The organism is Streptacidiphilus sp. MAP5-3 (assembly GCF_041262505.1).
Lineage (GTDB): Bacteria > Actinomycetota > Actinomycetes > Streptomycetales > Streptomycetaceae > Streptacidiphilus.
Genome location: NZ_JBGCCL010000011.1, coordinates 1 through 21,660, shown reverse-complemented (window position 1 = coordinate 21,660; position 21,660 = coordinate 1). Strand labels below are relative to the sequence as shown.

17 protein-coding genes and 1 tRNA gene are annotated in these 21,660 nt (G+C 70.8%); 8 read left to right on the top strand and 10 right to left on the bottom strand.

What is annotated here, in order from left to right:
* Positions 1 to 68: 68 nt before the first annotated feature.
* On the top strand, positions 69 to 893 hold the full coding sequence (locus ABH928_RS18300) for a spermidine synthase (RefSeq protein WP_370067942.1): 825 nt from the start codon (positions 69 to 71) through the stop codon (positions 891 to 893).
* A 28-nt stretch (positions 894 to 921) separates the two neighbouring features.
* Here the strand turns inward: ABH928_RS18300 and ABH928_RS18295 are convergent, their stop codons facing one another.
* Entirely contained in the window at positions 922 to 1,110 is a 189-nt protein-coding gene (locus ABH928_RS18295; RefSeq protein ID WP_370067632.1) for a hypothetical protein, read from the bottom strand.
* 184 nt (positions 1,111 to 1,294) lie between these two features.
* Here ABH928_RS18295 and ABH928_RS18290 point away from each other — a divergent pair, with 184 nt between their 5' ends.
* Entirely contained in the window at positions 1,295 to 2,299 is a 1,005-nt protein-coding gene (locus tag ABH928_RS18290) for a slipin family protein (protein ID WP_370067630.1), read from the top strand.
* Positions 2,300 to 2,384: 85 nt separating this feature from the next.
* On the opposite strand, the gene ABH928_RS18285 is transcribed toward ABH928_RS18290, so the two are convergent.
* The 3 genes from ABH928_RS18285 to ABH928_RS18275 all read right to left on the bottom strand — a co-directional run bounded on the left by ABH928_RS18285 (position 2,385) and on the right by ABH928_RS18275 (position 4,779).
* Positions 2,385 to 2,460 (bottom strand) — tRNA-His (locus ABH928_RS18285).
* An 83-nt stretch (positions 2,461 to 2,543) separates the two neighbouring features.
* The gene (orn, locus tag ABH928_RS18280; RefSeq protein WP_370067628.1) at positions 2,544 to 3,146 is read right to left on the bottom strand and encodes an oligoribonuclease; all 603 of its coding nucleotides are present in this window, start codon (positions 3,144 to 3,146) and stop codon (positions 2,544 to 2,546) included.
* Between the two features lie 259 nt (positions 3,147 to 3,405).
* Entirely contained in the window at positions 3,406 to 4,779 is a 1,374-nt protein-coding gene (locus ABH928_RS18275; RefSeq protein ID WP_370067626.1) for a GlxA family transcriptional regulator, read from the bottom strand.
* Positions 4,780 to 5,269: 490 nt separating this feature from the next.
* Here ABH928_RS18275 and ABH928_RS18270 point away from each other — a divergent pair, with 490 nt between their 5' ends.
* Positions 5,270 to 6,085 carry a GNAT family N-acetyltransferase gene (locus ABH928_RS18270; RefSeq protein WP_370067624.1) on the top strand — a complete coding sequence of 272 codons (816 nt, stop codon included), beginning with the start codon at positions 5,270 to 5,272 and terminating at the stop codon, positions 6,083 to 6,085.
* Between the two features lie 123 nt (positions 6,086 to 6,208).
* Here the strand turns inward: ABH928_RS18270 and ABH928_RS18265 are convergent, their stop codons facing one another.
* Complete coding sequence (locus ABH928_RS18265; protein ID WP_370067622.1) at positions 6,209 to 6,904, bottom strand: HAD family hydrolase; 696 nt, start codon at positions 6,902 to 6,904, stop codon at positions 6,209 to 6,211.
* A 344-nt stretch (positions 6,905 to 7,248) separates the two neighbouring features.
* Here ABH928_RS18265 and ABH928_RS18260 point away from each other — a divergent pair, with 344 nt between their 5' ends.
* Positions 7,249 to 7,779 carry a universal stress protein gene (locus ABH928_RS18260; RefSeq protein WP_370067620.1) on the top strand — a complete coding sequence of 177 codons (531 nt, stop codon included), beginning with the start codon at positions 7,249 to 7,251 and terminating at the stop codon, positions 7,777 to 7,779.
* Between the two features lie 78 nt (positions 7,780 to 7,857).
* On the opposite strand, the gene ABH928_RS18255 is transcribed toward ABH928_RS18260, so the two are convergent.
* The 4 genes from ABH928_RS18255 to ABH928_RS18240 form a co-directional block, all read right to left on the bottom strand.
* On the bottom strand, positions 7,858 to 9,036 hold the full coding sequence (locus tag ABH928_RS18255; RefSeq protein ID WP_370067618.1) for an acyl-CoA dehydrogenase family protein: 1,179 nt from the start codon (positions 9,034 to 9,036) through the stop codon (positions 7,858 to 7,860).
* Positions 9,037 to 9,289: 253 nt separating this feature from the next.
* Complete coding sequence (locus tag ABH928_RS18250; RefSeq protein WP_370067616.1) at positions 9,290 to 10,264, bottom strand: hydroxymethylglutaryl-CoA lyase; 975 nt, start codon at positions 10,262 to 10,264, stop codon at positions 9,290 to 9,292.
* Positions 10,265 to 10,273: 9 nt separating this feature from the next.
* Positions 10,274 to 12,538, bottom strand: a complete 2,265-nt coding sequence (locus ABH928_RS18245; RefSeq protein ID WP_370067614.1) for a biotin carboxylase N-terminal domain-containing protein — start codon at positions 12,536 to 12,538, stop codon at positions 10,274 to 10,276.
* 27 nt (positions 12,539 to 12,565) lie between these two features.
* Complete coding sequence (locus ABH928_RS18240) at positions 12,566 to 14,233, bottom strand: carboxyl transferase domain-containing protein (protein ID WP_370067612.1); 1,668 nt, start codon at positions 14,231 to 14,233, stop codon at positions 12,566 to 12,568.
* A gap of 88 nt (positions 14,234 to 14,321) precedes the next feature.
* Here ABH928_RS18240 and ABH928_RS18235 point away from each other — a divergent pair, with 88 nt between their 5' ends.
* The 3 genes from ABH928_RS18235 to ABH928_RS18225 all read left to right on the top strand — a co-directional run bounded on the left by ABH928_RS18235 (position 14,322) and on the right by ABH928_RS18225 (position 19,967).
* A complete protein-coding gene (locus tag ABH928_RS18235) occupies positions 14,322 to 14,930 on the top strand; it encodes a TetR/AcrR family transcriptional regulator (RefSeq protein ID WP_370067610.1) in 609 nt (202 codons plus the stop codon).
* A gap of 248 nt (positions 14,931 to 15,178) precedes the next feature.
* Entirely contained in the window at positions 15,179 to 15,613 is a 435-nt protein-coding gene (locus tag ABH928_RS18230) for a PPOX class F420-dependent oxidoreductase (protein ID WP_370067608.1), read from the top strand.
* A gap of 187 nt (positions 15,614 to 15,800) precedes the next feature.
* Positions 15,801 to 19,967, top strand: a complete 4,167-nt coding sequence (locus ABH928_RS18225) for an ABC transporter ATP-binding protein (RefSeq protein ID WP_370067606.1) — start codon at positions 15,801 to 15,803, stop codon at positions 19,965 to 19,967.
* Between the two features lie 54 nt (positions 19,968 to 20,021).
* Here the strand turns inward: ABH928_RS18225 and ABH928_RS18220 are convergent, their stop codons facing one another.
* Complete coding sequence (locus ABH928_RS18220) at positions 20,022 to 20,966, bottom strand: hypothetical protein (protein ID WP_370067604.1); 945 nt, start codon at positions 20,964 to 20,966, stop codon at positions 20,022 to 20,024.
* Between the two features lie 120 nt (positions 20,967 to 21,086).
* On the opposite strand from ABH928_RS18220, the gene ABH928_RS18215 reads away from it, so the two are divergent.
* Positions 21,087 to 21,569: a helix-turn-helix domain-containing protein gene (locus tag ABH928_RS18215; RefSeq protein ID WP_370067602.1), complete on the top strand. Its 483-nt coding sequence runs from the start codon at positions 21,087 to 21,089 to the stop codon at positions 21,567 to 21,569.
* Positions 21,570 to 21,660: the final 91 nt, after the last annotated feature.

Genomic DNA, 21,660 nt, shown 5'->3' with positions numbered 1-21,660 from the left:
GCGACGACGAGGGCACCGCGCGTGGACGGTCCGGCTCCGGAACCGCCGGCGGCTCCGCGTCCCAGCGCCTGGCCGAGCCGGTCGGCTCAGGCCTGGCGGAGCTGGTGCCAGACCGGGACCGTGCCGACGCCTGGACCCTGCTGCTCGACGGCGCTCCGCAGTCGCACGTCGACCTCGCCGATCCGCGTCGGCTGACCTTCGAGTACCAGCGTCGTCTCGGCCGGATCGCGGACCTGGCCGGGCCGCCCGGAAGGCCTGTCAACGCTCTGCATCTCGGTGGTGGCGGGCTGACGCTGCCGCGCTACGTCGCCGCGACCCGGCCCCGGTCACGGCAGCAGGTGGCGGAGATCGACACGGCCCTGACCGAACTGGTCCGCCGTGAGCTGCCGTTGGACCGCGCCTGGCAGATCCGCGTGCGCGGCGCCGACGCTCGCGAAGTGCTGGGCCGGACCCCCGAGGGCTGGGCCGACCTGGTCATCGCGGACGTCTTCAGCGGCGCGCGCGTCCCCGCCCACTGCGCGACCGTCGAGTTTGCGGAGTCCGTGGTCCGGGCGCTGGCCCCGGGAGGGCGCTACGCCGTGAACATCGCCGACGGGGGACGACTGCCGTTCGCCCGTCGGCAGGTGGCGACGTTGCGGGCGGTCTTCCCCGAGGTGGCGCTGGTTGCCGATCCGGCGGTGCTGCGCGGCAAGCGCTTCGGAAACCTGATCCTGCTGGCCGCCCTGACACCGCTCCCCTTGGTGGAGCTGGGGAGCGCCATGGCCGGAGACCCGGTCATGGCCCGGATCGAGCAGGGACCCGACCTCGTCGACTTCCAGGCGGGTGCCCTGGCGATGCGTGACGTCGACGCCGAGGCCTCCCCGCAGCCGCCGGAGACGGCCTTCCGCGACTGACGCCCCTGGGCGTGCGGGGGAGCGGGGGTCAGTGGCCGCTGGGGAGGCCCCGGTGCTTGTAGCAGGCGATGGCGGTGAGCAGCAGCCCCAGCAGGACGGGCACCAGCCAGGCCATCGTGTCGACATGGTGAGGTGCGTCCTGGTTCGGGACCGACGCGGGCACCGGTGTGGGTGCGGCGATGGCGGCAGCGGTGAACACTGTGACGAACAGGTGCACGTTCTGTACAACGAGCGGGTTCTACCCAGCGTTACTCCTCCGGTCGTGGTACAGCACCTATGCGCGCCATGATCATGCACCGATGATCCGTGACGCGCGCACGACCGTTCCTCGCAAGCCGGTGGCGCGAGTAGCGTGGACAATCACGGGGCCGATTTCGCGTCCTCGGGGCAGAGTCGGGGTGATGACGATGCTGGTTGTGGATGTCGTCCTGGGGGTTCTCGGCGCCGGAGCGGTCTGGCTGGCGACGGGAGTGCGCGTCGTTCAGCAGTTCGAGCGCGGTGTCGTGTTCCGGTTCGGCCGGGTGCGCCGCGAGATCAAGGAACCCGGGCTGACCCTGTTGCTGCCGGTCGCCGACCGCCTGCGCAAGGTGAACGTACAGATCATCACCATGCCGGTGCCCGCGCAGGAGGGCATCACCCGGGACAACGTGACGGTCCGCGTCGACGCGGTCGTCTACTTCCGGGTCGAGGACCCGGTCCTCGCCACGGTGAACGTGCAGAACTACACCTTCGCGATGTCCCAGGTCGCCCAGACCTCCCTGCGGTCGATCATCGGCAAGAGCGAGCTGGACGACCTGCTCACCAATCGCGAGCCGCTGAACCAGGGCCTCGAGCTGATGCTGGACAGCCCCGCGGTCGGCTGGGGCATCCACATCGACCGGGTGGAGATCAAGGACGTCGCCCTGCCGGAGTCGATGAAGCGGTCCATGTCCCGGCAGGCCGAGGCGGAGCGAGAGCGCCGGGCGCGCATCATCACCGCTGACGGCGAGTTCCAGGCCTCCCGCAAGCTGTCCGAGGCTGCGACGGTCATGAGCGACACCCCGGCCGCGCTGCAGCTCCGATTGCTGCAGACCGTGGTCGAGGTGGCAGCCGAGAAGAACTCGACGCTGGTCCTCCCGTTCCCGGTCGAGTTGTTGCGCTTTCTCGACGGCATGACGCCCAAGCCGCAGGCGCCGGCCGCGCCCGACAAGCCGACCCCGCCCCCGGCCGTGGCGAGCGTCCCCGAGGTGGCGGAGTTGGAGGCCGAGGCGGACGCGGAGCTGGAGGCGAGCGGTCTGACCCTCCCCGAGATCGAGGAGTTGCCGAGCCTGGAGGAGCCGCACCTGACCCTCGAGGACGAGAGCGACCACAACGAGGGCGACCGCGCCGATGAGGGCGGTCAGGAGAAGCCGGAGGGCGCTGCCTGACGGGGTTGCTCACGGACCGGGACGTGACCTGGTCTCAGAAACACATCAGGGCCCGGCCGTTGAAACCGGCTGGGCCCTGATCAGATGGGGTGAGTGACGGGGCTCGAACCCGCGACACCTGGGATCACAACCCAGTGCTCTACCAGCTGAGCTACACCCACCATCTGTCCGCTGCGCTCTCGCGCGCTGACGGAGATAACTCTACAGGATCGTGCGGGGTGCTCACGACCACGTTTCCGGCAGGTCAGGCCGGGGGCAGCTCGTAGCGGGCGGCGATGGTCCGGGCCGCGTCGGTGTCCGGACCCGGCGCGGGTACGAACACGGCCTCCCGGTAGTACTTCAACTCCGCGATGCTCTCCCGGATGTCGGCCAACGCCCGGTGGTTCCCCTGCTTCTTCGGGCTGTTGTAGTAGGCCCGCGGGTACCAGCGCCGGGCCAACTCCTTGACCGAGGAGACGTCGACGATGCGGTAGTGCAGGTGCGATTCCAGGGCGGGCATGTCCCGGGAGAGGAAGCCGCGGTCGGTCGCCACGGAGTTGCCGCAGAGCGGGGCCTTGCCCGCCTCGGGCACGTGCGCGCGGACGTAGGCCAGCACCTGGGCCTCGGCCTCGGCCAGCGTGGTTCCGTCGGCCAGCTCGTCGAGCAGTCCGGAGGAGGTGTGCATCTCCCGCACGATCTCCGGCATGTGCTCCAGCGCCTCAGCCGGCGGACGCACCACGATGTCGACGCCTTCGCCGAGGATGTTGAGCTCGGAGTCGGTCACCAGTGCGGCGACCTCCACCAGGGCGTCCCTCTCCAGGTCGAGGCCCGTCATCTCGCAGTCGATCCAGACCATGCGGTCGTTCATCCGGCTCACCGTCCCGGGGCTCGTACGCGTGCGCTGCTCGGCGTCAACCGGGAGCCACTCCCCTACCCGGGTGGGCGACCAGCCGACCCGTCATGGTCGATCATTCCGCCGGAAGGGCGCAAGTCGACACGGCGATCGAATCCCGTCGGGCACGCGAGGCACCGCAGCCGCGAGACTGTGTCGGAACGCCGATGTGGCTGCGGCCACGGCAGGGGCCGTGGCCACAGCCACACCTCGATCCGACGCACCTCGATCGGACTCAGGGACGTTCGGCAGCGCGGCGCCGCAGTGCGGCGTTCGCACCGTCCGGATGACTCAGTCCCTGGGACGGGCCCGGTCGGCCGTCCTCCGCGGGGGAGGAGTGGTCATCCGGTGCCGGACGGGCTCCCTGCCGGGCCCGGCCGTTCGAACGTGTGGCGTGCCCGCCAGGGCCGCCCTGCGGAGGCACGGTCGGCCCGCCGGAGCCGACCCCGTCGACGTTCGGCAGACCGCCCAGCGGACCCGCGGCAAGGCCCGCCAGGTGCGCTGCGGACGTCGACGGCGTGATGCCGGCCACGGCCAGTCCCGTCCCTCCGGAGGTGCTTCCGGTCGGCGTCTCTGGTCGCCGCGCACGGAACGTGCTCCGGTAGACGGCGGGAGAGACGCCGAGTTGGCGCCGGAAGTGGCCGCGCAGGGCCACCGGCGAGCGGAAGCCGCAGCGTCGGGCGACCTCGTCCACGGACAGTTCGGTGGTCTCCAGCAGCCGTTGGGCCTGCAGGACGCGTTGCGAGATGAGCCACTGCAGGGGAGCGCTCCCGGTCAGCGACCGGAAGCGGCGGTCGAAGGTCCGCCGGCTCATGTAGGCACGGGCGGCGAGGACCTCGACGTCGAACTGCTTGGAGAGGTTCTCCAGCGCCCAGGTGACGACCTCGGCGAGCGGGTCGTTCCCGATCTCCTCGGGTAAAGACCGGTCGACGTACGGGGCCTGACCTCCGGTCCGCCGCACCGGAACGACCAGACGACGTGCCAGCGCCGCCGCCGCGTCCGCGCCGTGGTCGGTGCGCACCACGTGGAGGCAGAGGTCTATCCCGGCTGCCGTCCCGGCGCTGGTGAGGACATCGCCCTCGTCGATGTAGAGCTCGCGGGGATCGACCTGGATCTGCGGGTAGCGCTTGGCGAGGGTCGGTGCGTACATCCAGTGCGTGGTCGCCGGGCGACCGTCCAGCAGGCCGGCGGCGGCGAGGACGAACGCGCCGGTGCAGAGCCCGATGATGCGGGCGCCCTCGGCGTGCGCCTTGCGCAGTGCGGCGAGGGCCTCGGGGGGAGGCGTCTGCGCCGCGGCCCGCCAGGCGGGGACGACGACCGTGCCGGCCCGGGCCAGGCCCTCGATGCCGTGCGGGGCGGTCATGGTCAGACCGCCGGTCGTCGCCAGGGGTCCGGGCTCGCCCGCGCACACCAGGAGTCGGTAGTGGGGAAGGCTGGTGTCCTGACGGTCCACGCCGAAGACCGAGAGCGGGATCGAGCTCTCGAAGATCGGCCCGCCGCTGAAGAGCAGCACGGCGACGATCTCCGGACGGCGACGTCCCGACAGCTTGCGCGGAAGGGCGGCCGGGCCCGCGGAACCCGCGGCGCCGACCGGGGGGGCGACAGCCACCTCGTCCCCGGTGGCGGTATTCCTGCTGACCCTGCTCAAGGCGCTCCGGCCCCCCTCGCTGTCATGGTCGTCCCGGTCCGTCCCGTGCTCGCGGTGCGATGAACACCAGATGTGCGTGTGTCGGCGCCTGTCGAGTCCCCCTGCTCGCTTGCTCTCCTCAAGATCGAATCTACTGGTTCCGGCGAGTCCGGTGCGACCAGTTCACCATCAGACGCTATATCGACATGGCAATTTGGCGTGAAGCATTCGATCTCGAAGACTGGCACCCATCGACCCGTCAGGGAAGGGGGCGTACCAGGGGACACCCGGTTGTGGGGCGGGCACAGCGCAGTTGGCGACTCCACAGCGGCTCGGCCCACCCGCCTGGGCTGCGGGTACGGTCAATGAGGCACACGTGTCCGCAAGTTGACCGAAAAGCGGCGCTTGGGAGTGCGTGGGGGCGCATACGGCGCACCTGGGTACGCCACCTCCGGGCCCTAGGGTGGTGCGCATGGGTCTTGATCTTGCGGTGGCGAACGCCGTCGCTCATTGGCTGGCCATGGCTGAGGCGCGCGGCTGGGAGACCGAGGTCCGGCCCGGCTGGACGGCGGTCCGTGCGACCGACGGCCACCGGGTGCTGGTGACCGCCCGCCCGGACGACCCCGAGGCGCTCACCCGTGAACTGCTGGGTCTCTTCCGCGACTGGGACACCCGGCAGCTGACCCTCGAGGACCCCTATCTCGCGCTCGACCTCGGCCCGTACGGCTGCGAGTCCGCACTGACCATGCCCGTGATGGTCCGCAACCCGGCACCTGTCGCACCGTCAACCCGCTTGCCACACCCGGGAATGGGAGAGACGGCGGCTTCGCAGGCGCCGGAGCCGGCAGGGACGCCGGAGACGCCGGAGGCATGGGAGGCGGTCGACGCGGCCGATCTCGCGGCCGTCGAACGGGTCGTGGTCGAGGGGTTCCCCGTTCCCCATCTACTGCCCTGGCGGCGCGGCGGCCAGTTCCCCGCGGGGTATGCGCAGCTGCCGGGCCGTCGCAGTTGGCTGGCCCGGGTCGGCGGCGAACCGGCGGCTGCCTGCATCACCATGGACGACGGAGCAGCCGTCGGCGTCTACTGGATGGCCACGCTTCCCGAGCTCCGCTCGCGCGGGGCCGCAGGAGCCGTACTGCGCACCGCTCTGGCTGCCCACCCGGACCGTCCGGCGACCTTGACGGCCACTCTGCTCGGTGAACCCCTCTATCGCCGACTGGGCTTCACGGAACGCGCGGTCGCCCGCTGGTGGCGGTACCCGTCGACCCCGGCTGCACTGCGCCGCTGAATCAGCTGTATCAGGTGTCTCAGGTGTCGCGTCGCGTCAGCGGTGCATGGTGCGGAGGACGCGTGGCGCCGAGGCGCGTGGCGCCGATCAAGCGCCACGCCGAGGATCCGTGGCCCTGACGCGTCAGGCGGCCGGAGCGTAGCGGGGAGCGCTCAGCACGCCCGTGACGGCCTCCGGGAGCCCCTTGGCGGTCAGTGTCGGGTGGTAGCCGAGTTCGGGCCAGGGGCGGCCGTGGTGCAGCCAGACGCTGCGCAGTCCCGCGACCTGTGCACCCGCGATGTCGGCAGGGGCGTGGTCACCCACCATCCACGTGGAGGAGGTCCACGACGACGCGTCGTCGTGCCGCGGGCGCAGGCCGCACCGCTCGGCGGCCAGGTGGAAGATGCGCGGGTCGGGCTTCTCGCAGGCGGCCTCCTCCGAGATCACCCAGCCGTCGACCAGTCGGGCCAAGCCGGTTCTCTCGATCTTGGCCAGCTGCTGCTCGGTCGCACCGTTGCTCACGATCCCGAGCGTCCAGCCGGCGGCACGGGCCTGGTGCAGGGCCTCCCGGTGGGTCTCCGGCAGCTGGATGAGCTCGGTCATCGTGTCCGCGTAGTCGCGCAAGAGCAATTCCAGGGACACCCTGAGGCCGTAACGGGCGGCGGTCGCCCGCATCAGTGCCTCGCGCGGGAAATAGCCGCCGCAGTCGAGTGTGGAGAGCCAGTAAAGATCCTCGCCCGGAAGTGCCCAGGAATCGAGGAAGCGACGTGCCCACCCGCGGAAGGCCTGATTCCGATCCACGAGGGTGTTGTCCAGATCGAAGAGCAGCAGAGGCGGCATGAACCGCATCGTTCCAGCCTTCTGGCATATGCACCCCGCTGATCGGGGGCTTTGTCCGAAAATCAGTGCGACTCGACGAAGGCCTGTGCGTGCCTGCACCGTTGCGTATGCGCCGGAGCTCAGGCATGCTCCATCCACGCCCCGGGCGCACGCATCCCCCTTTAGCGGGAACTGCGCCGCCTGTGCGCTCCGCATCTGGGCGTGAACAGATTGTCGCCGTACCCTGGGAGGAAGAGGAAAACCGGCCGCCTTTCCAGCCGACCTCGCACAACCCTCTGCATCACGTTCTCCGAGTTCATCCCGCACCACGCCCTCGTATCCCACCTCGCGAAACGTTCACAGCCATGGCCGGTTACGAGCATCCAGAGCCCCGCGAACGCAAACAGACGACGGGACCCGAGCTGCCGATGCCAAGTTTTGAAGTCCAATCACAACAGGTACGCCCGTGCGACCCGGCGTTCCTCCACGGGGTCGTGGTGGGCTTCGACGGTTCGGTGTCCAGCGAGCGTGCGCTGGCGTACGCCGTGGGGATGGCCAGACGTTCCGGATCGGGCCTGGTGATCGTGCACGTGGCCAACCGGCTGCCGGCCACCGTCTGGGCCGGTTGTGAGCCGCCGGTCTTCGTGGACGTGCCGGACCACCGCACCGAGGTGCTCGGTCTCGAGCTCGCCTGTGCGGACTTCCTCAGCGACGTGCCGTGGGTGCTCGTCGAGCGTGGCGGGGACATCTGTCACGAACTCGAAGAGGTCGCGCGGGAGTACGCCGCGGACGCCATCGTCGTCGGTGGTACGCACGGCCTGCTGGGCCGCCTCTTCGGTTCGGTGGCCGCCCGGCTGGCCCGGCGCGCCAACCGCCCGGTCGTGGTCATTCCCTGACGGGAACGGCGGGGTGGGCAGCCGCTCGGCTGCCCACCACCTGCGTTCGACAGGCCTGTCATCCGGCCTGGAGTCGGCTCAGTACTGCATGCCCAGCTCGCGGGCGATGAGCATCCGCTGGACCTCCGATGTGCCCTCGCCGATCTCCAGGATCTTGCTGTCGCGCCAGAAGCGCGCCACCGGGAACTCGTTCATGAATCCGTAGCCGCCGTGGACCTGGGTGGCCTCGCGGGCGTTGGTCACGGCCGCCTCCGAGGAGTACAGCTTTGCGATGGCCGCCTCCTTCTTGAACGGCTCACCCGCCAGCATCCGGCTGGCCGCGTGGTACCAGGCAAGGCGCGAGGTGAGCGCCCGGGTCTCCATGTCGGCGATCTTGAACTGGATGGCCTGGTTGGCCCCGATCGGGCGGCCGAAGGCCTTCCGCTCGCCCGCGTAGCGCACCGACTCGTCGACGCAGCCCTGGGAGAGCCCGGTGGCCAGCGCGGCGATGGCGATCCGGCCCTCGTCGAGGATGCGCAGGAACTGCGCGTAACCGCGCCCCAGCTCGCCCACCAGGTTGGCCGCAGGCACCCGGCAGTCGGAGAAGGAGAGCTCCCGGGTATCGGAAGCGTTCCAGCCCACCTTCGAGTACTTCTTCGAGACGGTGAACCCCGGAGTTCCCGTCGGCACGATGATGGTGGAGATCGACCGGCTCGGCGAGGTCTCCGCGGCATCTTCGCTCGAACGAGTGAGCGCAGCGACGGTCACCAGACCGGTGATGTCGGTGCCCGCGTTGGTGATGAAGCACTTGGTGCCGTTGATCACCCACTCGTTGGTGGTCTTGTCGTAGACGGCCGTGGTGCGGGTCGCCCCGGCGTCCGAGCCTCCCTCCGGCTCGGTCAGGCCGAAGGCGCCCAGCATCTCGCCGGAGCAGAGCTTCGGCAGCCACTCGCGCTTCTGCTCCTCCGTGCCGAAGCGGTAGATCGGCATGGCGCCCAGGGAGACGGCTGCCTCCAGGGTGATCGCCACGGAGGAGTCGACCCGGGCCAGCTCCTCCAGGGCCAGGCAGAGGGCGAAGTAGTCGCCGCCCATGCCCCCGTACTCCTCGGGGAAGGGCAGCCCGAACAGGCCCATCCGGCCCATCTCCCGGACGATCTCGTAAGGGAACTCGTTGTGCTCGTAGTGGTCGCCGATCTTGGGGGCGACCACGTCCTGTGCGAACTCGCGGACGGTGCGCCGCAGTTCCTCGTGCTCGGGGTCGAGGCGGTGGTCCAGCATGATGACGGTCTCCTGAGGATGGGAGGCGTTCGCGGAGGCGGGAGCCGGTGGGTCGAAGCGCCGGATTGACGCTCGCCCCGCCCGGCCCCAGGGCCGCGGGCCTCGACGGGCCTTGTGGGCCGCCGACGGCCGACGGCCCACGGAAGCGGGTGGTGCGTGGTGCGGTGGTGACAGAAGAGCGGAGGACAGAAGCGCGGGGTGACAGACGTGGCGGTGAGGGAAGGGTGGTGGCAGAAGGGGAGCAGTCCGGCGGTCAGCCGGCCCCGGTCAGGGCTCGGACCGCGCGGGACGGACTGGGGCGGCCCATGTGCCCGGCCAGCCAGGCGCTGGTGGAGGCGAGCGCGGCCAGATCCACGCCGGTCTCGATGCCGAGCCCGTTCAGCATCCAGACCAGGTCCTCGGTGGCCAGATTGCCTGTGGCGCTCTTCGCGTAGGGGCAGCCGCCCAGACCACCGGCCGAGGAGTCCACGACGCTCACGCCGCAGCGCAGTGCGGCGAGCGTGTTGGCCAGCGCCTGGCCGTAGGTGTCGTGGAAGTGCACGGCCAGCCGCTCCGGGCCGACACCCGCCGCCGAGAAGGCTGCGAGAAGCGCCTCGACCTGGCCCGGCGTGCCGGTGCCGATGGTGTCGCCGAGGCTCAACTCCGTGCAGCCGAAGGCCAACAGCTCCCGTCCGACGGCGACCACCTGGTCGAGTGCGACGGGGCCCTCCCACGGGTCGCCGAAGCACATCGACAGGTACCCGCGGACGGCCACACCGGCCGACGTGGCGCGCTGCACCACCGGGGCGAACATCTCCAGTGACTGCGCCACCGTGCGGTTGAGGTTCCGCTGGGCGAAGGTCTCGGTGGCGCTCGCGAAGACCGCGATGTCCTTGGCGCCCAGGGTCAGCGCCCGGTCGAGTCCGCGCTCGTTCGGCACCAGCACCGGCAGGCGCAGTCCCGGATACTCGGCGGGGAGACCCGAGACACGGGGGAACAACTCCTCTGCGTCGGCGAGTTGGGGCACCCACTTGGGGTGGACGAAGCTGGTGGCCTCGACCGTGCGCAGACCCGCCGTCGCGAGCCGTGCGATGAACTCGGCCTTGACGTCCACCGGGAGCGCCGTGGACTCGTTCTGCAGGCCGTCACGCGGGCCGACCTCGTGGATCCGGACCCGCGCGGGCAGTCCGTCGGCGCGCACCGGGTCGGGGAGTCCCAGTTCGAGCACCGTGGGTTCGTGATTGGTCATCACCACTCCTCAGGATTCCTCGGTCGTGGATGCGGCAGCGGTCGCCGTGCCGTCGGATGCGCCGGTGGGCGCGGCGCCGTCGGACGTCTCCGCCGGGGCGATGACGGCGAGCAGGTCGTCCATGGCGACCGTGGCGCCCGGCACGACCTTGAGCTGCTCCACGATCCCGTCGTGGGGCGCGGTGATGACGTGCTCCATCTTCATCGCCTCCAGCACCAGCACCGCCTGACCCCTGGACACCCGGTCTCCGACCGAGGCCTTGACGAGGGTGACCGTGCCGGGCATGGGGGCGGTCAGCGAGCCGCCGTGCGCCCCCGTGCCGCCGAACGCCAGCTCCGCCAGCGGATCGTGGACCTGGCAGAGCCAGCTGTCGCCGTCGCGGCCCAACCAGACCGAGCCGCTGCCGTCGGAGGACTCCTCGACCGCTGCCGCGAACGGGCGGGTGATCCCGTCGAGGGTCACCGCGACCCGGCCGACCAGGCCGGTTCCGCCGGTCAGTCCCTGGCCGTTGACCAGATCGGCCCGTACCTCGACGCGGAGGACGGCACCAGTGCCGCTGCTGCCGCTCGTGTTACCGCCGCCTGCGCTGCCGTCGACAACGGCCACCTCGGCCGTGCCGACCCTGCCGGCCGTGGCGCTGATGCGAGCCTCGAAGGCGTTGGCGGATCCGCCGCGGTCGGGACGCACCTCGACGAGGACCGGGTCGCCTCCGGGGAGGCGCAGCTGATGACGGGTCCAGGCAGGGACGCCGCCGATACGCCAACCGCTCGGCTGCGCGAACGGATCGGCCCATCCGGACCCGGCCGCGCCCGTCCCGTCCGAACCACCGGCAAGGCGGACCGGATCCAGCAGCACCTGCCTGACCAGCGCGGCTGCGAGGAGCGGCAGGTTATCCACAGGCTGAGTGGGGTCTCCTTGCCCACTCTCCGGGGACGGGACTAGCGTCAGCTCCGGGTGGCGCTCGACCAGTCCTGTGTCGAGGCGCCCCGCGACGACGTCGGGATGAGAGAGCAGCCGGCGCAGGTAGCCGGCGTTGGTGACGACCCCGAGGACGACCGTGTCCGCCAGTGCGGCGCGCAGCCTGCGCAGCGCGGTAGCCCGGTCGGGGCCGTAGGAGATGACCTTGGACACCATCGGGTCGTAGCTGCTGCCGACGACGAGGCCGGGGGCCAGTCCGGAATCCACCCGGACCCCTTCCCCCTCGGGCTCCTGAAGCAGCAGGACCTTCCCCCCGGAGGGGAGGAACCCGCGGCTGGGGTCCTCGGCGCAGATGCGCGCCTCGATCGCGTGTCCGGTGAGGGTGACGTCGTGCTGGGCGAACGGGAGCAGTTCGCCCGCGGCAACGCGGAGCTGCCACTCCACCAGGTCCAGGCCGGTGACGAGTTCGGTCACCGGGTGCTCCACCTGGAGCCTGGTGTTCATCTCCATGAAGTAGTGGGAGGAGGGATCGCCGCTGGGGACGATGAACTCGACGGTGCCTGCGCCCGTGTAGCCGCAGGACTGAGCCGCACGCACGGCCGCCGCACCCATCTGGGCGCGCGTCGCCTCGTCGAGGAGCACGGAAGGGGCTTCCTCGATCAGCTTCTGGTGGCGCCGCTGGAGGCTGCACTCGCGCTCGCCCAGGTGGACGACGTTGCCGTGCGCGTCGGCCAGGATCTGGATCTCGATATGACGGGGGCGGTCGATCCACCGCTCCACCAGCAGGGTGTCGTCGCCGAACGAGACGCGGGCCTCACGCCTCGCGGCGGCGATCTCCTCGGGCAGCCGGTCGGCGTCGTGGACCAGCCGCATGCCCTTGCCACCGCCACCGGCGGAGGGCTTGAGCAGCACCGGCATCCCGATCCCGGTCGCCGCGGCGATCAGGGCCTCGTCGTCCAGCTTGTCGCCGTCGCTGCCGGGGACGACCGGCACGCCCGCGGCCTTGACGGCCTCCTTGGCGTGGATCTTGTCGCCCATCAGCTCGATCGCCTCGGCGGGCGGGCCGATGAAGACCAGTCCCGCCTCGGCGCAGGCACGGGCGAACCCGGCGTTCTCGGCGAGGAACCCGTAGCCGGGGTGCACGGCCTCGGAGCCGGCGCGGCGGGCGGCGGCGACCAGTTCGGCGCCGTCGAGGTAACTGTCGATCAGAACCGCGCTGTCGGCGGCCAGGACGTGCGGCGCCCCGGCGTCGGCGGCGCTGTGCACGGCGACGGACCGCACGCCCAGCCGTCGCAGCGTGCGGATGACCCGGACCGCGATCTCGCCGCGGTTGGCCACCAGAACACTTTCGAACATAGGCACAGGAGGTGACCTCTCGTCATGTCACATGCGGAAGACGCCGTACGGGCGCGGCTCGGGCAGGGGGGCGTTCGCGCACGCGCTCAGCGCCAGGCCGAGCACGGTGCGGGTGTCCATCGGGTCGATCACGCCGTCGTCCCAGAGGCGGGCCGTGGCGTAGTAGGCGTTGCCCTGGCGCTCGTACTGCTCGCGCACCGGGCGGCGGAACTCCTCCTCCGCCTCGGTCGACCACTCCTCGCCACGGGCGTCGTACTGGTCACGACGCACGGTCGCCAGCACCGAGGCGGCCTGCTCGCCGCCCATCACGGAGATCTTGGAGCCCGGCCACATCCACAGGAACCGAGGGGAGTAGGCCCGCCCGCACATCGAGTAGTTGCCCGCGCCGTACGAGCCGCCGACCACCACGGTCAGCTTGGGCACCCGGGTGGTCGCCACGGCGGTCACCATCTTGGCGCCGTGCTTGGCGATACCGCCCGCCTCGTACTTCTGCCCGACCATGAAGCCGGAGATGTTCTGCAGGAAGAGCAGCGGAATGCCGCGCTGGTCGCAGAGCTCGATGAAGTGCGCGCCCTTGAGGGCGGACTCCGCGAAGAGGATGCCGTTGTTGGCGACGATCCCCACCGGGTGTCCATGGATCCGGGCGAAGCCGGTGACCAGGGTCGGGCCGTACTCGGCCTTGAACTCGGCGAACCGGCTGCCGTCCACGATCCGGGCGATCACCTCGCGCACGTCGTAGGGGGTACGCGGGTCCACCGGGACCGCGCCGTAGAGCCCGGCGGGGTCGACGGTCGGCTCCTCGACCGGCTCCACGCTCCACGGCATCGGCGTGCGCGGGCCGAGGCCGGCCACGGCAGTACGCAGAATGGCCAGGGCGTGGGTGTCGTTCTCGGCCAGGTGGTCGGTGACCCCGGAGGTGCGGGAGTGCAGCTCCCCACCGCCGAGCTCCTCGGCGGTGACCACCTCGCCGGTGGCGGCCTTCACCAGCGGCGGCCCGCCGAGGAAGATCGTCCCCTGGTTGCGGACGATCACAGCCTGGTCGCTCATGGCCGGGACGTAGGCCCCACCGGCGGTGCAGGAGCCCATCACAGCGGCCAACTGCGGGATGCCGGCCGCGGAGAGGCGGGCCTGGTTGTAGAAGATCCGCCCGAAGTGGTCCCGGTCCGGGAAGACCTCGTCCTGCATCGGCAGGAACGCCCCGCCGGAGTCGACCAGATAGATGCAGGGCAGGCGGTTGTCCAGGGCGATCTCCTGGGCCCGCAGGTGCTTCTTGACGGTGAGCGGGTAGTAGGTGCCGCCCTTGACCGTCGCGTCGTTGGCGACGACCACGACCTCGCGACCGGCCACCCGGCCGATTCCCGCGATCACGCCGGCGGCCGGCGCGTCCCCGTTGTAGAGGCCGTCCGCCGCCAGGGGCGAGATCTCGAGGAACGGCGAGCCCGCGTCCAGGAGGGTGTCCACCCGGTCGCGTGGCAGCAGCTTTCCGCGCGCGGTGTGCCGCTCGCGCGCTCGCGGGCCGCCGCCGAGCGCGGCTGCGGCCAGCTTGCCGCGCAGTTCGTCGACCAGTGTCCGGTGCGCTTCCGCGTTGGCCCGGAAGCCGGACGAGTTCGGATCGGCCGTGCTCTCCAGACGCGGCGCCGCAGCAAGGGCCTGCGGACCCGGCGCAAAACCGGTGGGGGGTGGCGCAGCTGCCATCGCCACGAGCTCCTTTGCTCCTGTGAACGCGCGTTAACTTATGGGACTCAGGTTAACGCTCCCTAACAGGTCTGTCTACGATGGCCAGATGGCAAAGCCGACGAGCCCCCCGGTCGAAAACCCCCGCCGCGCCCAGATCCGCCGCGAGGCGGCCCGGCTCTTCGCCGAGCGTGGTTTCCTCGGGGTGGGCGTCGACGAGATCGGCCGAGCGGTGGGGATCAGTGGCCCCGGCCTCTATCGGCACTTCCCCGGCAAGGACGCCATGCTGGCCGACCTGCTGATCGGGATCAGTGAGCGGTTGCTGGACCAGGGCCGCAGCCGGGTGGACGCGGCGGGTGGCCCTCGGGGGGCGTTGGAGTCGCTGCTCCAGGGGCACATCGCCTTCGCCCTGGACGAGAGCGCGCTGATCACCCTGCACGACCGGGAGCTGCTCAACCTTCCTGACCCTGATCGGCGCCGGGTGCGCAGCCTGCAGCGCCAGTACGTGGAGCTCTGGGTCGGCGTCGCCGGCCAGGTCTTCCCCGGGTTGGGGGAGGAGGCCCGCCCGGCGGTCCACGCGGTGTTCGGCCTGCTCAACTCGACTCCGCACAGTGCGGCGCCCGGGCTCGGCCACCCCGACGGCCGCGAGGCTATGGCGGCGTTGCTGCACCGCCTGGCGCTCGGAGCGCTGGCGGCCGCCGCAGCGTCCGAGGCCTGACCTCTTTTCGCTGCCTGCTGCTTGCTGCCTGCCGCCCGCCTCTCGATTGCCCGGAGGACTCGGCCCTCGGTCCTACGACCCACGGGTGACCGGACGTGCGACCAGCGCCCGGTGCGCGGAGGGAACAGGTGGGGCGATTCTGGTGCTGACCAGATTGCCCGACCGACGGCCCGACCGACGGTTGATCGCGGTCGTTCGGAGGCGCCGTTCGGTAGCGCCGATCGGAACCGGTGAACGGAGGACGCACCATGGCGGACCAGGATCTCCGGGACCTTGTCGCGAGTTCCCGCAGAGGTGCGATCGTCGCCCTCAAGCGTGACGGCAGACCGCAGCTCTCCAATGTCGTCTATGCCTTCGATCCCGACCGGGGTGGCCAGGGGCTGCTGCGGTTCTCGACGAAGGCGGGCAGTGCAAAGGTGGCCAACCTGCGCCGCGACCCGCGGGTGAGCGTCTATGTCACCGGCCCGGACTTCCGCGTCTACGCGGTGGCCGAAGGCACGGCGGCGGTGAGCGAGGTGTCCGCCGCGCCGGACGACGCGACCGTGGAGGAACTGGTCGACGTCTACCGACGGATCGCCGGTGAACATCCGAACTGGGACGAGTACCGGGCCGCGATGGTGGCCGAGCGGCGGGTGGTGGTGCGCATCGATGTGGATCGCTACTACGGCGCCGCCGGCTGGTGACCGTTCGGGCCCCGAGCTCGCGCGTGCATCACTGTGCACTGCGGGTGCCGATGTAAGTGCCGAAAGTGGCATGGACAGCTGACCGACGAGAAGATTAGTATCGCTAAATATGTCTCTGGCTCATAAGTCTCCGGGGGAAGCCGTTGCCCCCTCCACTGCGAGCGGCTCAGCAGGCAGCTCCAGGTGGGTGCGCCGGCTGAGCGGCTACGCCTGGCGCTACCGGCGCAATGTGTTGCTGTCGTTCGGTGCGTCCCTGCTCGGCATGACGATCACCGCACTGGTACCGCTGATTCCGCGACTGATCATCGACGACGTCATCACCACGCACCGGCGACCGTTGGCGCCGTGGGCGATTGCCCTGGTGCTGGCGGCCGTGCTGGTATTCGTGTTCACGCTCGCCCGCCGCTTCTGGGGCGGCAAGCTGGCCATGGACGTTCAGCACGACATGCGACAGGACCTCTTCGACTCGCTGACCCGTCTTGACGGTGCCAAGCAGGACAGTCTCGACACCGGCCAGGTGGTCGGCCGCGCCACCTCCGACCTGCAGATGATCGTCGGTCTGCTCTCGATGCTGCCGGTGATGACCGGCAACGTCCTGATGTTCCTGCTCTCCCTCGTGGTGATGTTCTTCCTGTCGCCCATGCTGACGCTGATCGCCGTCGCGATGGCCCCGGCCCTGTGGTGGTTCGCGCTGCTCAGCCGGAAGAGGCTGTTCCCGGCGACTTGGTCGGCGCAGCAGGAGGCCGGTCGGGTGGCCGGTGTGGTGGACGGCGCGGTATCCGGCGTACGCGTGGTCAAGGGCTTCGGCCAGGAGGAGCAGGAGCTCGGCCGGCTGGAGGCGACGAGCCGACGGCTCTACGCCAAGCGCCTGCGCGGCGTCCGTCTCAGCGCCCGGTACAGCCCGGCCATGCAGGCGATACCGTCCCTGGGTCAGGTCGCTGTCCTTGCCCTCGGCGGCTGGCTGGCGGTTCGCGGCCAGGTGTCGCTGGGGACCTTCGTCGCCTTCTCGACCTACCTCGCGCAGATGACCGGGCCGGTCCGGATGCTCACCACCCTGCTCACCGTGGGGCAGCAGGCGCGTGCCAGCGTGGAGCGAGTCCTCCAGCTGATCGACGAACGGCCGGTGATCAAGGAGCACGCCTCCGCGATCGACCTGCGCCTGTCCGAGTACGAGGACGAGGACGGCCGCACGGGTATAGAGGGTGTAATGGCCCACGAGGTCCAGGGCGAAGAGGTCCAGGGCCCGGTGGCGGTTTCCGACGGCCGCGTCTCGCATGTCCAGGCCTCCCATGACCTGGCCACCCGTGACCAGATCTCCCTGGACGGCCACGACGCGGTGGCTCGGGGATCCGCCGACCGGAAGCAGGCCGTGCCTGCCGTCTCCTTCGAGAACGTCGACTTCGCCTACAGCACGTCCAGCCCGCCGGTGCTGAGCGGGCTCAACCTGAGTCTCAGCGCGGGGGAGACCGTCGCCCTGGTCGGCGCCTCCGGCTCCGGCAAGTCCACTGTCGGCATGATGGTCCCGCGCTTCTACGATGCGACCGCCGGCACGGTCCGGGTCTACGGTCACGACGTGCGGGATCTGACCCTGCGGTCACTGCGGGCTGCCATCGGCATCGTGCCCGAGGACAGCTTCCTCTTCTCCGAGTCCGTGCGCACCAACATCGCCTACGGCCGCCCCGACGCCTCCGAGGAGGAGGTGATCGCCGCAGCCCGCGCGGCACAGGCGGACGGCTTCATCGCGGAACTGCCCGGCGGCTACGACACCGTCGTCGGCGAGCAGGGACTGACGCTCTCCGGCGGCCAGCGCCAGCGGGTGGCGCTGGCCCGTGCGATCCTCGCGGATCCGCACATCCTGCTGCTGGACGACGCGACATCCGCCGTCGACGCCCGGGTCGAGGCCGAGATCCACGAGGCGCTGCGAGCCGTGATGGCAGGGCGCACCACACTGCTGATCGCCCACCGGCGTTCGACCCTGCAACTTGCCGACCGTATCGGCGTGCTGGATCACGGCAGGCTGGTGGACATCGGCACGCACGAGGAGTTGGAGGAGCGCTGCCCGCTCTACCGGGCACTGCTGACCGACCCGGACGCCATGGCCGGCGACGTGCGCGAGGCCGATCCGGTGGCGGAGCTGATGAGCGACTCCGAGCTCGCCGCCGAGCTGGACGAACTCGACGAGCTCGATGACCTTGAGTTCGGCGACGCCACGGAGGCGCCGGTCGCCGCCGGCGGCGTCACGCCGGAACTCTGGGACCGCGAGCGTTACCCGGTGCAGGACCCCGACGCGCCCGTCACAGCGGGGCAGAACGCCGCGGGGAACGCGGCTCCGCGCGGAGGCGGTGGCGGCGGAGGCCGCGGCGGTGGCGGCATGCAGGCCGCGATGGGCAGCCTGCCGGCCACACCGGAGCTGCTCGCCAAGGTCGCGGCGCTGCCGCCCGCGGACGAGAGCCCGGCGATCCCGCTGGACCAGGCCCGACGCCCGGATCCGGGCTTCAACCTGCGTGTCATGCTGGCGCCGTTCAAGCGGCCGCTGCTGCTCGCGCTGTTGCTGGTCGGGCTGGACGCCCTGGCCTCGCTGGCCCTGCCGATCCTGATCCGCCACGGCATCGACGACGGCGTCTCGAAGGCGGCTACCGGCGCGGTCATGGGCGCTTCGGTGGTCGCGCTGCTGATCGTCCTCGGCGACTGGCTGGTGCAGATGGCCGAGATGCAGGTCAGCGGGCGCACCGGTGAGCGGGTGCTCTACAGCCTGCGGGTGAAGATCTTCGCGCATCTGCAGCGGCTCGGTCTTGACTACTACGAGCGCGAGCTCGGTGGCCGGATCATGACCCGGATGACCACCGATGTGGACGCCCTGAGCTCGTTCCTGCAGACCGGCGTGGTCACCGCGGTGGTCAGCGTGATGACCTTCCTCGGCATCTTCGTGGTCCTGCTCGTGCTCGACGCGGGGCTGGCGCTCTACGTCTTCGCAGTGCTGCCGGTGCTGATAGCCGCGACCGTGCTGTTTCGGGCCAAGTCGTCCAAGATCTACCAGCTGAGCCGTGAGCGGGTCAGTACGGTCAACGCCGACCTGCAGGAGAACGTGGCCGGGATGCGTATCGTCCAGGCCTACCTGCGCGAGGAGCACAACCGGGACCGGTTCGCCGAGCGCAGCGATGCCTACCGCCGCACCCGAGTCCGGGCGCAGCTCTACATATCGATCTACTTCCCCTTTGTCCAGATGCTGTCGAGCGTCGCCGCGGCGCTGGTGCTCATCGTCGGCGCGCATCGGGTCACCGCGGGGACGCTGACGACCGGTGCACTGGTCGCCTATCTGCTCTACATCGACCTGTTCTTCTCCCCGGTCCAGCAGCTCTCGCAGGTCTTCGACGGTTACCAGCAGGCTGCCGTCGGCCTGACTCGCATCCGTGAACTGCTCCGCACGCCGACGTCCACGCCGCAGGCCGAGCACCCGGCCGAGGCCGGGCGACTGCGCGGGGAGATCCACTTCGACGACGTCCACTTCGCCTACAACGCCCTCGCGCCGATGCCCGATCCGGAGCCGGGGGCCACCGGCTCCCTGGCGACCACTCAGGCACCAGGACAGGCGCAGGCACAGGCAGCGTCATCGGCGGGGCCGGCGCGTCCGCGCAAGCCCGAGGCGATCACCGGCGTGGAGCTGCGGATCCCGGCCGGGGAGACGGTGGCGCTGGTCGGCGAGACCGGAGCGGGCAAGTCGACGCTGGTCAAGCTGTTGGCCCGGTTCTACGACGTCACCGGTGGTGCCGTGCGTGTCGACGGGCGGGACGTGCGGGAGCTCGACCTGGCCGGCTACCGGCATCGGTTGGGTGTCGTCCCGCAGGAGGCCTATCTGTTCGCGGGGACCATCCGGGACGCCATCGCGTACGGCCGCCCGGAGGCGACCGACGCCGAGGTCGAGGCGGCGGCCCGCGCGGTGGGCGCGCACGAGATGATCGCGCGCCTACAGGGCGGCTACCTCTACCAGGTGACCGAGCGCGGCCGGAACCTGTCGGCCGGTCAGCGACAGCTGATCGCCCTGGCCCGGGCCGAGCTGGTCGACCCCGACCTGTTGCTGCTCGACGAGGCGACCGCCGCGCTTGACCTGGCCACCGAGGCCGCCGTCAACCGTGCCGCCGACCGGCTGGCCCGGCACGGAGGCAAGCGTCGCACCACGGTGGTGATCGCGCACCGACTCAGCACGGCGGCTCGGGCGGACCGTGTCATCGTGCTGGACCACGGCCGGATCGTGGAGGACGGCAGCCATGCCGAACTGCTCGAACTGGACGGCGCCTACGCCCGCCTGTGGCGCGCCTTCGTCGGCGAGGAGGAGAGCGCCTCGGTGGTCCGCTGAGCGGGGAGGGGACCACGGAGCAGGGAGCAGAGAGCAGGGCGGTCGGGAATCGGTTCACAACTCGTCGCCCTGCTCCGGAAGTTGGTCCGGAATCTGCTCCGGAAGCTGGAGCACCTCGATGCGGCGGGCCGTTCTGGGGGCGGGCGGCGCGGCGAAAGCCTCTGCTGAACGCGGCGGAACGACCTTCTCGTCGGCGTCCACCCGCGTGGTCACCGCGCGCCACCACAGGGCGAAGGGGATGCCGTCCGTGTCCTGCTCCACCCGGCGGCGTGCGGCCTCGTCCCACACGATCCGCCGGACGGTCCAGGCGGCGCGCAGGCGCAGCAGTTCCCGGTCCAGGTCCCGGGCGCCGAACCGGTCGGGGGAGACGAAGTCGGCGGCGGAGGACGGGGTTTCGGGACGGCTGTCCCAGTGGAACACCGTCAGCTCGACCAGCCCCGGGCTCTCGGAGGGATCCAACTCGCGCAGGGACCAGCCCCAGACCGGCTCGGTGCCGTCGCCGGCGAACCGGCCGCGGATGGCCAGCCAGCGGCGTGCTGCGGTCTGTGACTCCAACCGGCGGCCGATCTCGCAGTGGATCGGCCAGTAGGCGGTCGTGGCTGCCCGGACCCTCGCCGCGTAGTCCGCTGCGGCGAGTGCACAGGCGGCCTCGGCGGCGACGGTGGCCCGGCGACGCGCGCCCGGAAGCAGCCGGGCTGCTGCCCGACCCGCCCGCCGCTCGGCCGTGGCGAGCGTGGCGGAGGCTTCGTGCACAGCGGTGAGATAGCGGTCTGCGGCGGCACGCCAGGCGTCCCATTCGACCCGGTCGATCGGGATCGGACCGTCGACCTGGGGCGCCCCTGGATCACTCCCGGCTGCTCGGTCACTCGCAGTCGTGTCGGCCTCGGTGTCCATGTTGACGGGGGCGGTCAGGGTGAGCAGTGGCGGCTCGGTGACAGGGACGCCGTGCCGGCGAGGGTCCTCCAGCCGCGTCACCAGCACCCACAGATCGCCGATCATCCGCCCACCGCCCCGGCTCGACCTTTACGGGTGAAGTACCCACGCGGGCGGGCGGATAGGCAAGGGCCGCCCGGCCGCGAGCCTGATGCGGCCTCGGGGCACTCTCTCGGTGCACCACCCATGCCGCTCTGGCTGATGACGGACAGCGGGGCCGAGCCGCGGGCCTGGACGGCGAAGGAACTGGCCAAGGAGCTGGGCGAGCCGCAGACCAAGCTCTACCGACATCTCAAGCACCTGGAGGAGGCCGGGCTGATCGCCGTTGCCGAGACCCGGCTGGTCTCCGGCATCGTCGAGCAGCGCTATGTGGCGGCCCAGCGCCGTCTCCAGCTCGGCCGTGGTCTCCTGTCCGGAGCCGATGAAGGCGAGTTCCAGGACGAGGTCGAGGCCGTGGCGCTGGATGCGGCGGTCAATCTGGTGGGGGCTGCTGCGGAGACCTTCCTGCAGGAGTTCGAGAACGCGCTGCGCAGCGGCCGGGTCGACATCGACGCGGCGGACGACGCGCGGCGGCCCGTCGTCATGTTCAGCGACTGGCGGGTCCTTCCGGAGCGGGCGGCCGAATTCCAGCGCCGGTTCCGCCAGTTGGTGGCGGACATCGACGCCTAGTGATCTGGTTCTGAGATGCGCGTGCAGTAGCGGCAGATGCGGTCGAGGATCTGGTCGGCGGTCTTGGTCCAGCGGAAGGGCTGAGCGGACT

What these genes read in the sequence shown, in the direction of transcription:
- ABH928_RS18290 (WP_370067630.1), top strand. Translation starts at nt 1,295, where the DNA reads ATGACGATGCTGGTTGTGGATGTCGTCCTGGGGGTTCTCGGCGCCGGA.
- ABH928_RS18265 (WP_370067622.1), bottom strand. Translation starts at nt 6,904, where the DNA reads ATGCCGCCTCTGCTGCTCTTCGATCTGGACAACACCCTCGTGGATCGG.
- orn (WP_370067628.1), bottom strand. Translation starts at nt 3,146, where the DNA reads ATGAACGACCGCATGGTCTGGATCGACTGCGAGATGACGGGCCTCGAC.
- ABH928_RS18235 (WP_370067610.1), top strand. Translation starts at nt 14,322, where the DNA reads ATGGCAAAGCCGACGAGCCCCCCGGTCGAAAACCCCCGCCGCGCCCAG.
- ABH928_RS18250 (WP_370067616.1), bottom strand. Translation starts at nt 10,264, where the DNA reads ATGACCAATCACGAACCCACGGTGCTCGAACTGGGACTCCCCGACCCG.
- ABH928_RS18260 (WP_370067620.1), top strand. Translation starts at nt 7,249, where the DNA reads ATGGCCGGTTACGAGCATCCAGAGCCCCGCGAACGCAAACAGACGACG.
- ABH928_RS18220 (WP_370067604.1), bottom strand. Translation starts at nt 20,966, where the DNA reads ATGATCGGCGATCTGTGGGTGCTGGTGACGCGGCTGGAGGACCCTCGC.
- ABH928_RS18270 (WP_370067624.1), top strand. Translation starts at nt 5,270, where the DNA reads ATGGGTCTTGATCTTGCGGTGGCGAACGCCGTCGCTCATTGGCTGGCC.
- ABH928_RS18215 (WP_370067602.1), top strand. Translation starts at nt 21,087, where the DNA reads ATGCCGCTCTGGCTGATGACGGACAGCGGGGCCGAGCCGCGGGCCTGG.
- ABH928_RS18255 (WP_370067618.1), bottom strand. Translation starts at nt 9,036, where the DNA reads ATGCTGGACCACCGCCTCGACCCCGAGCACGAGGAACTGCGGCGCACC.
- ABH928_RS18245 (WP_370067614.1), bottom strand. Translation starts at nt 12,538, where the DNA reads ATGTTCGAAAGTGTTCTGGTGGCCAACCGCGGCGAGATCGCGGTCCGG.
- ABH928_RS18240 (WP_370067612.1), bottom strand. Translation starts at nt 14,233, where the DNA reads ATGGCAGCTGCGCCACCCCCCACCGGTTTTGCGCCGGGTCCGCAGGCC.
- ABH928_RS18230 (WP_370067608.1), top strand. Translation starts at nt 15,179, where the DNA reads ATGGCGGACCAGGATCTCCGGGACCTTGTCGCGAGTTCCCGCAGAGGT.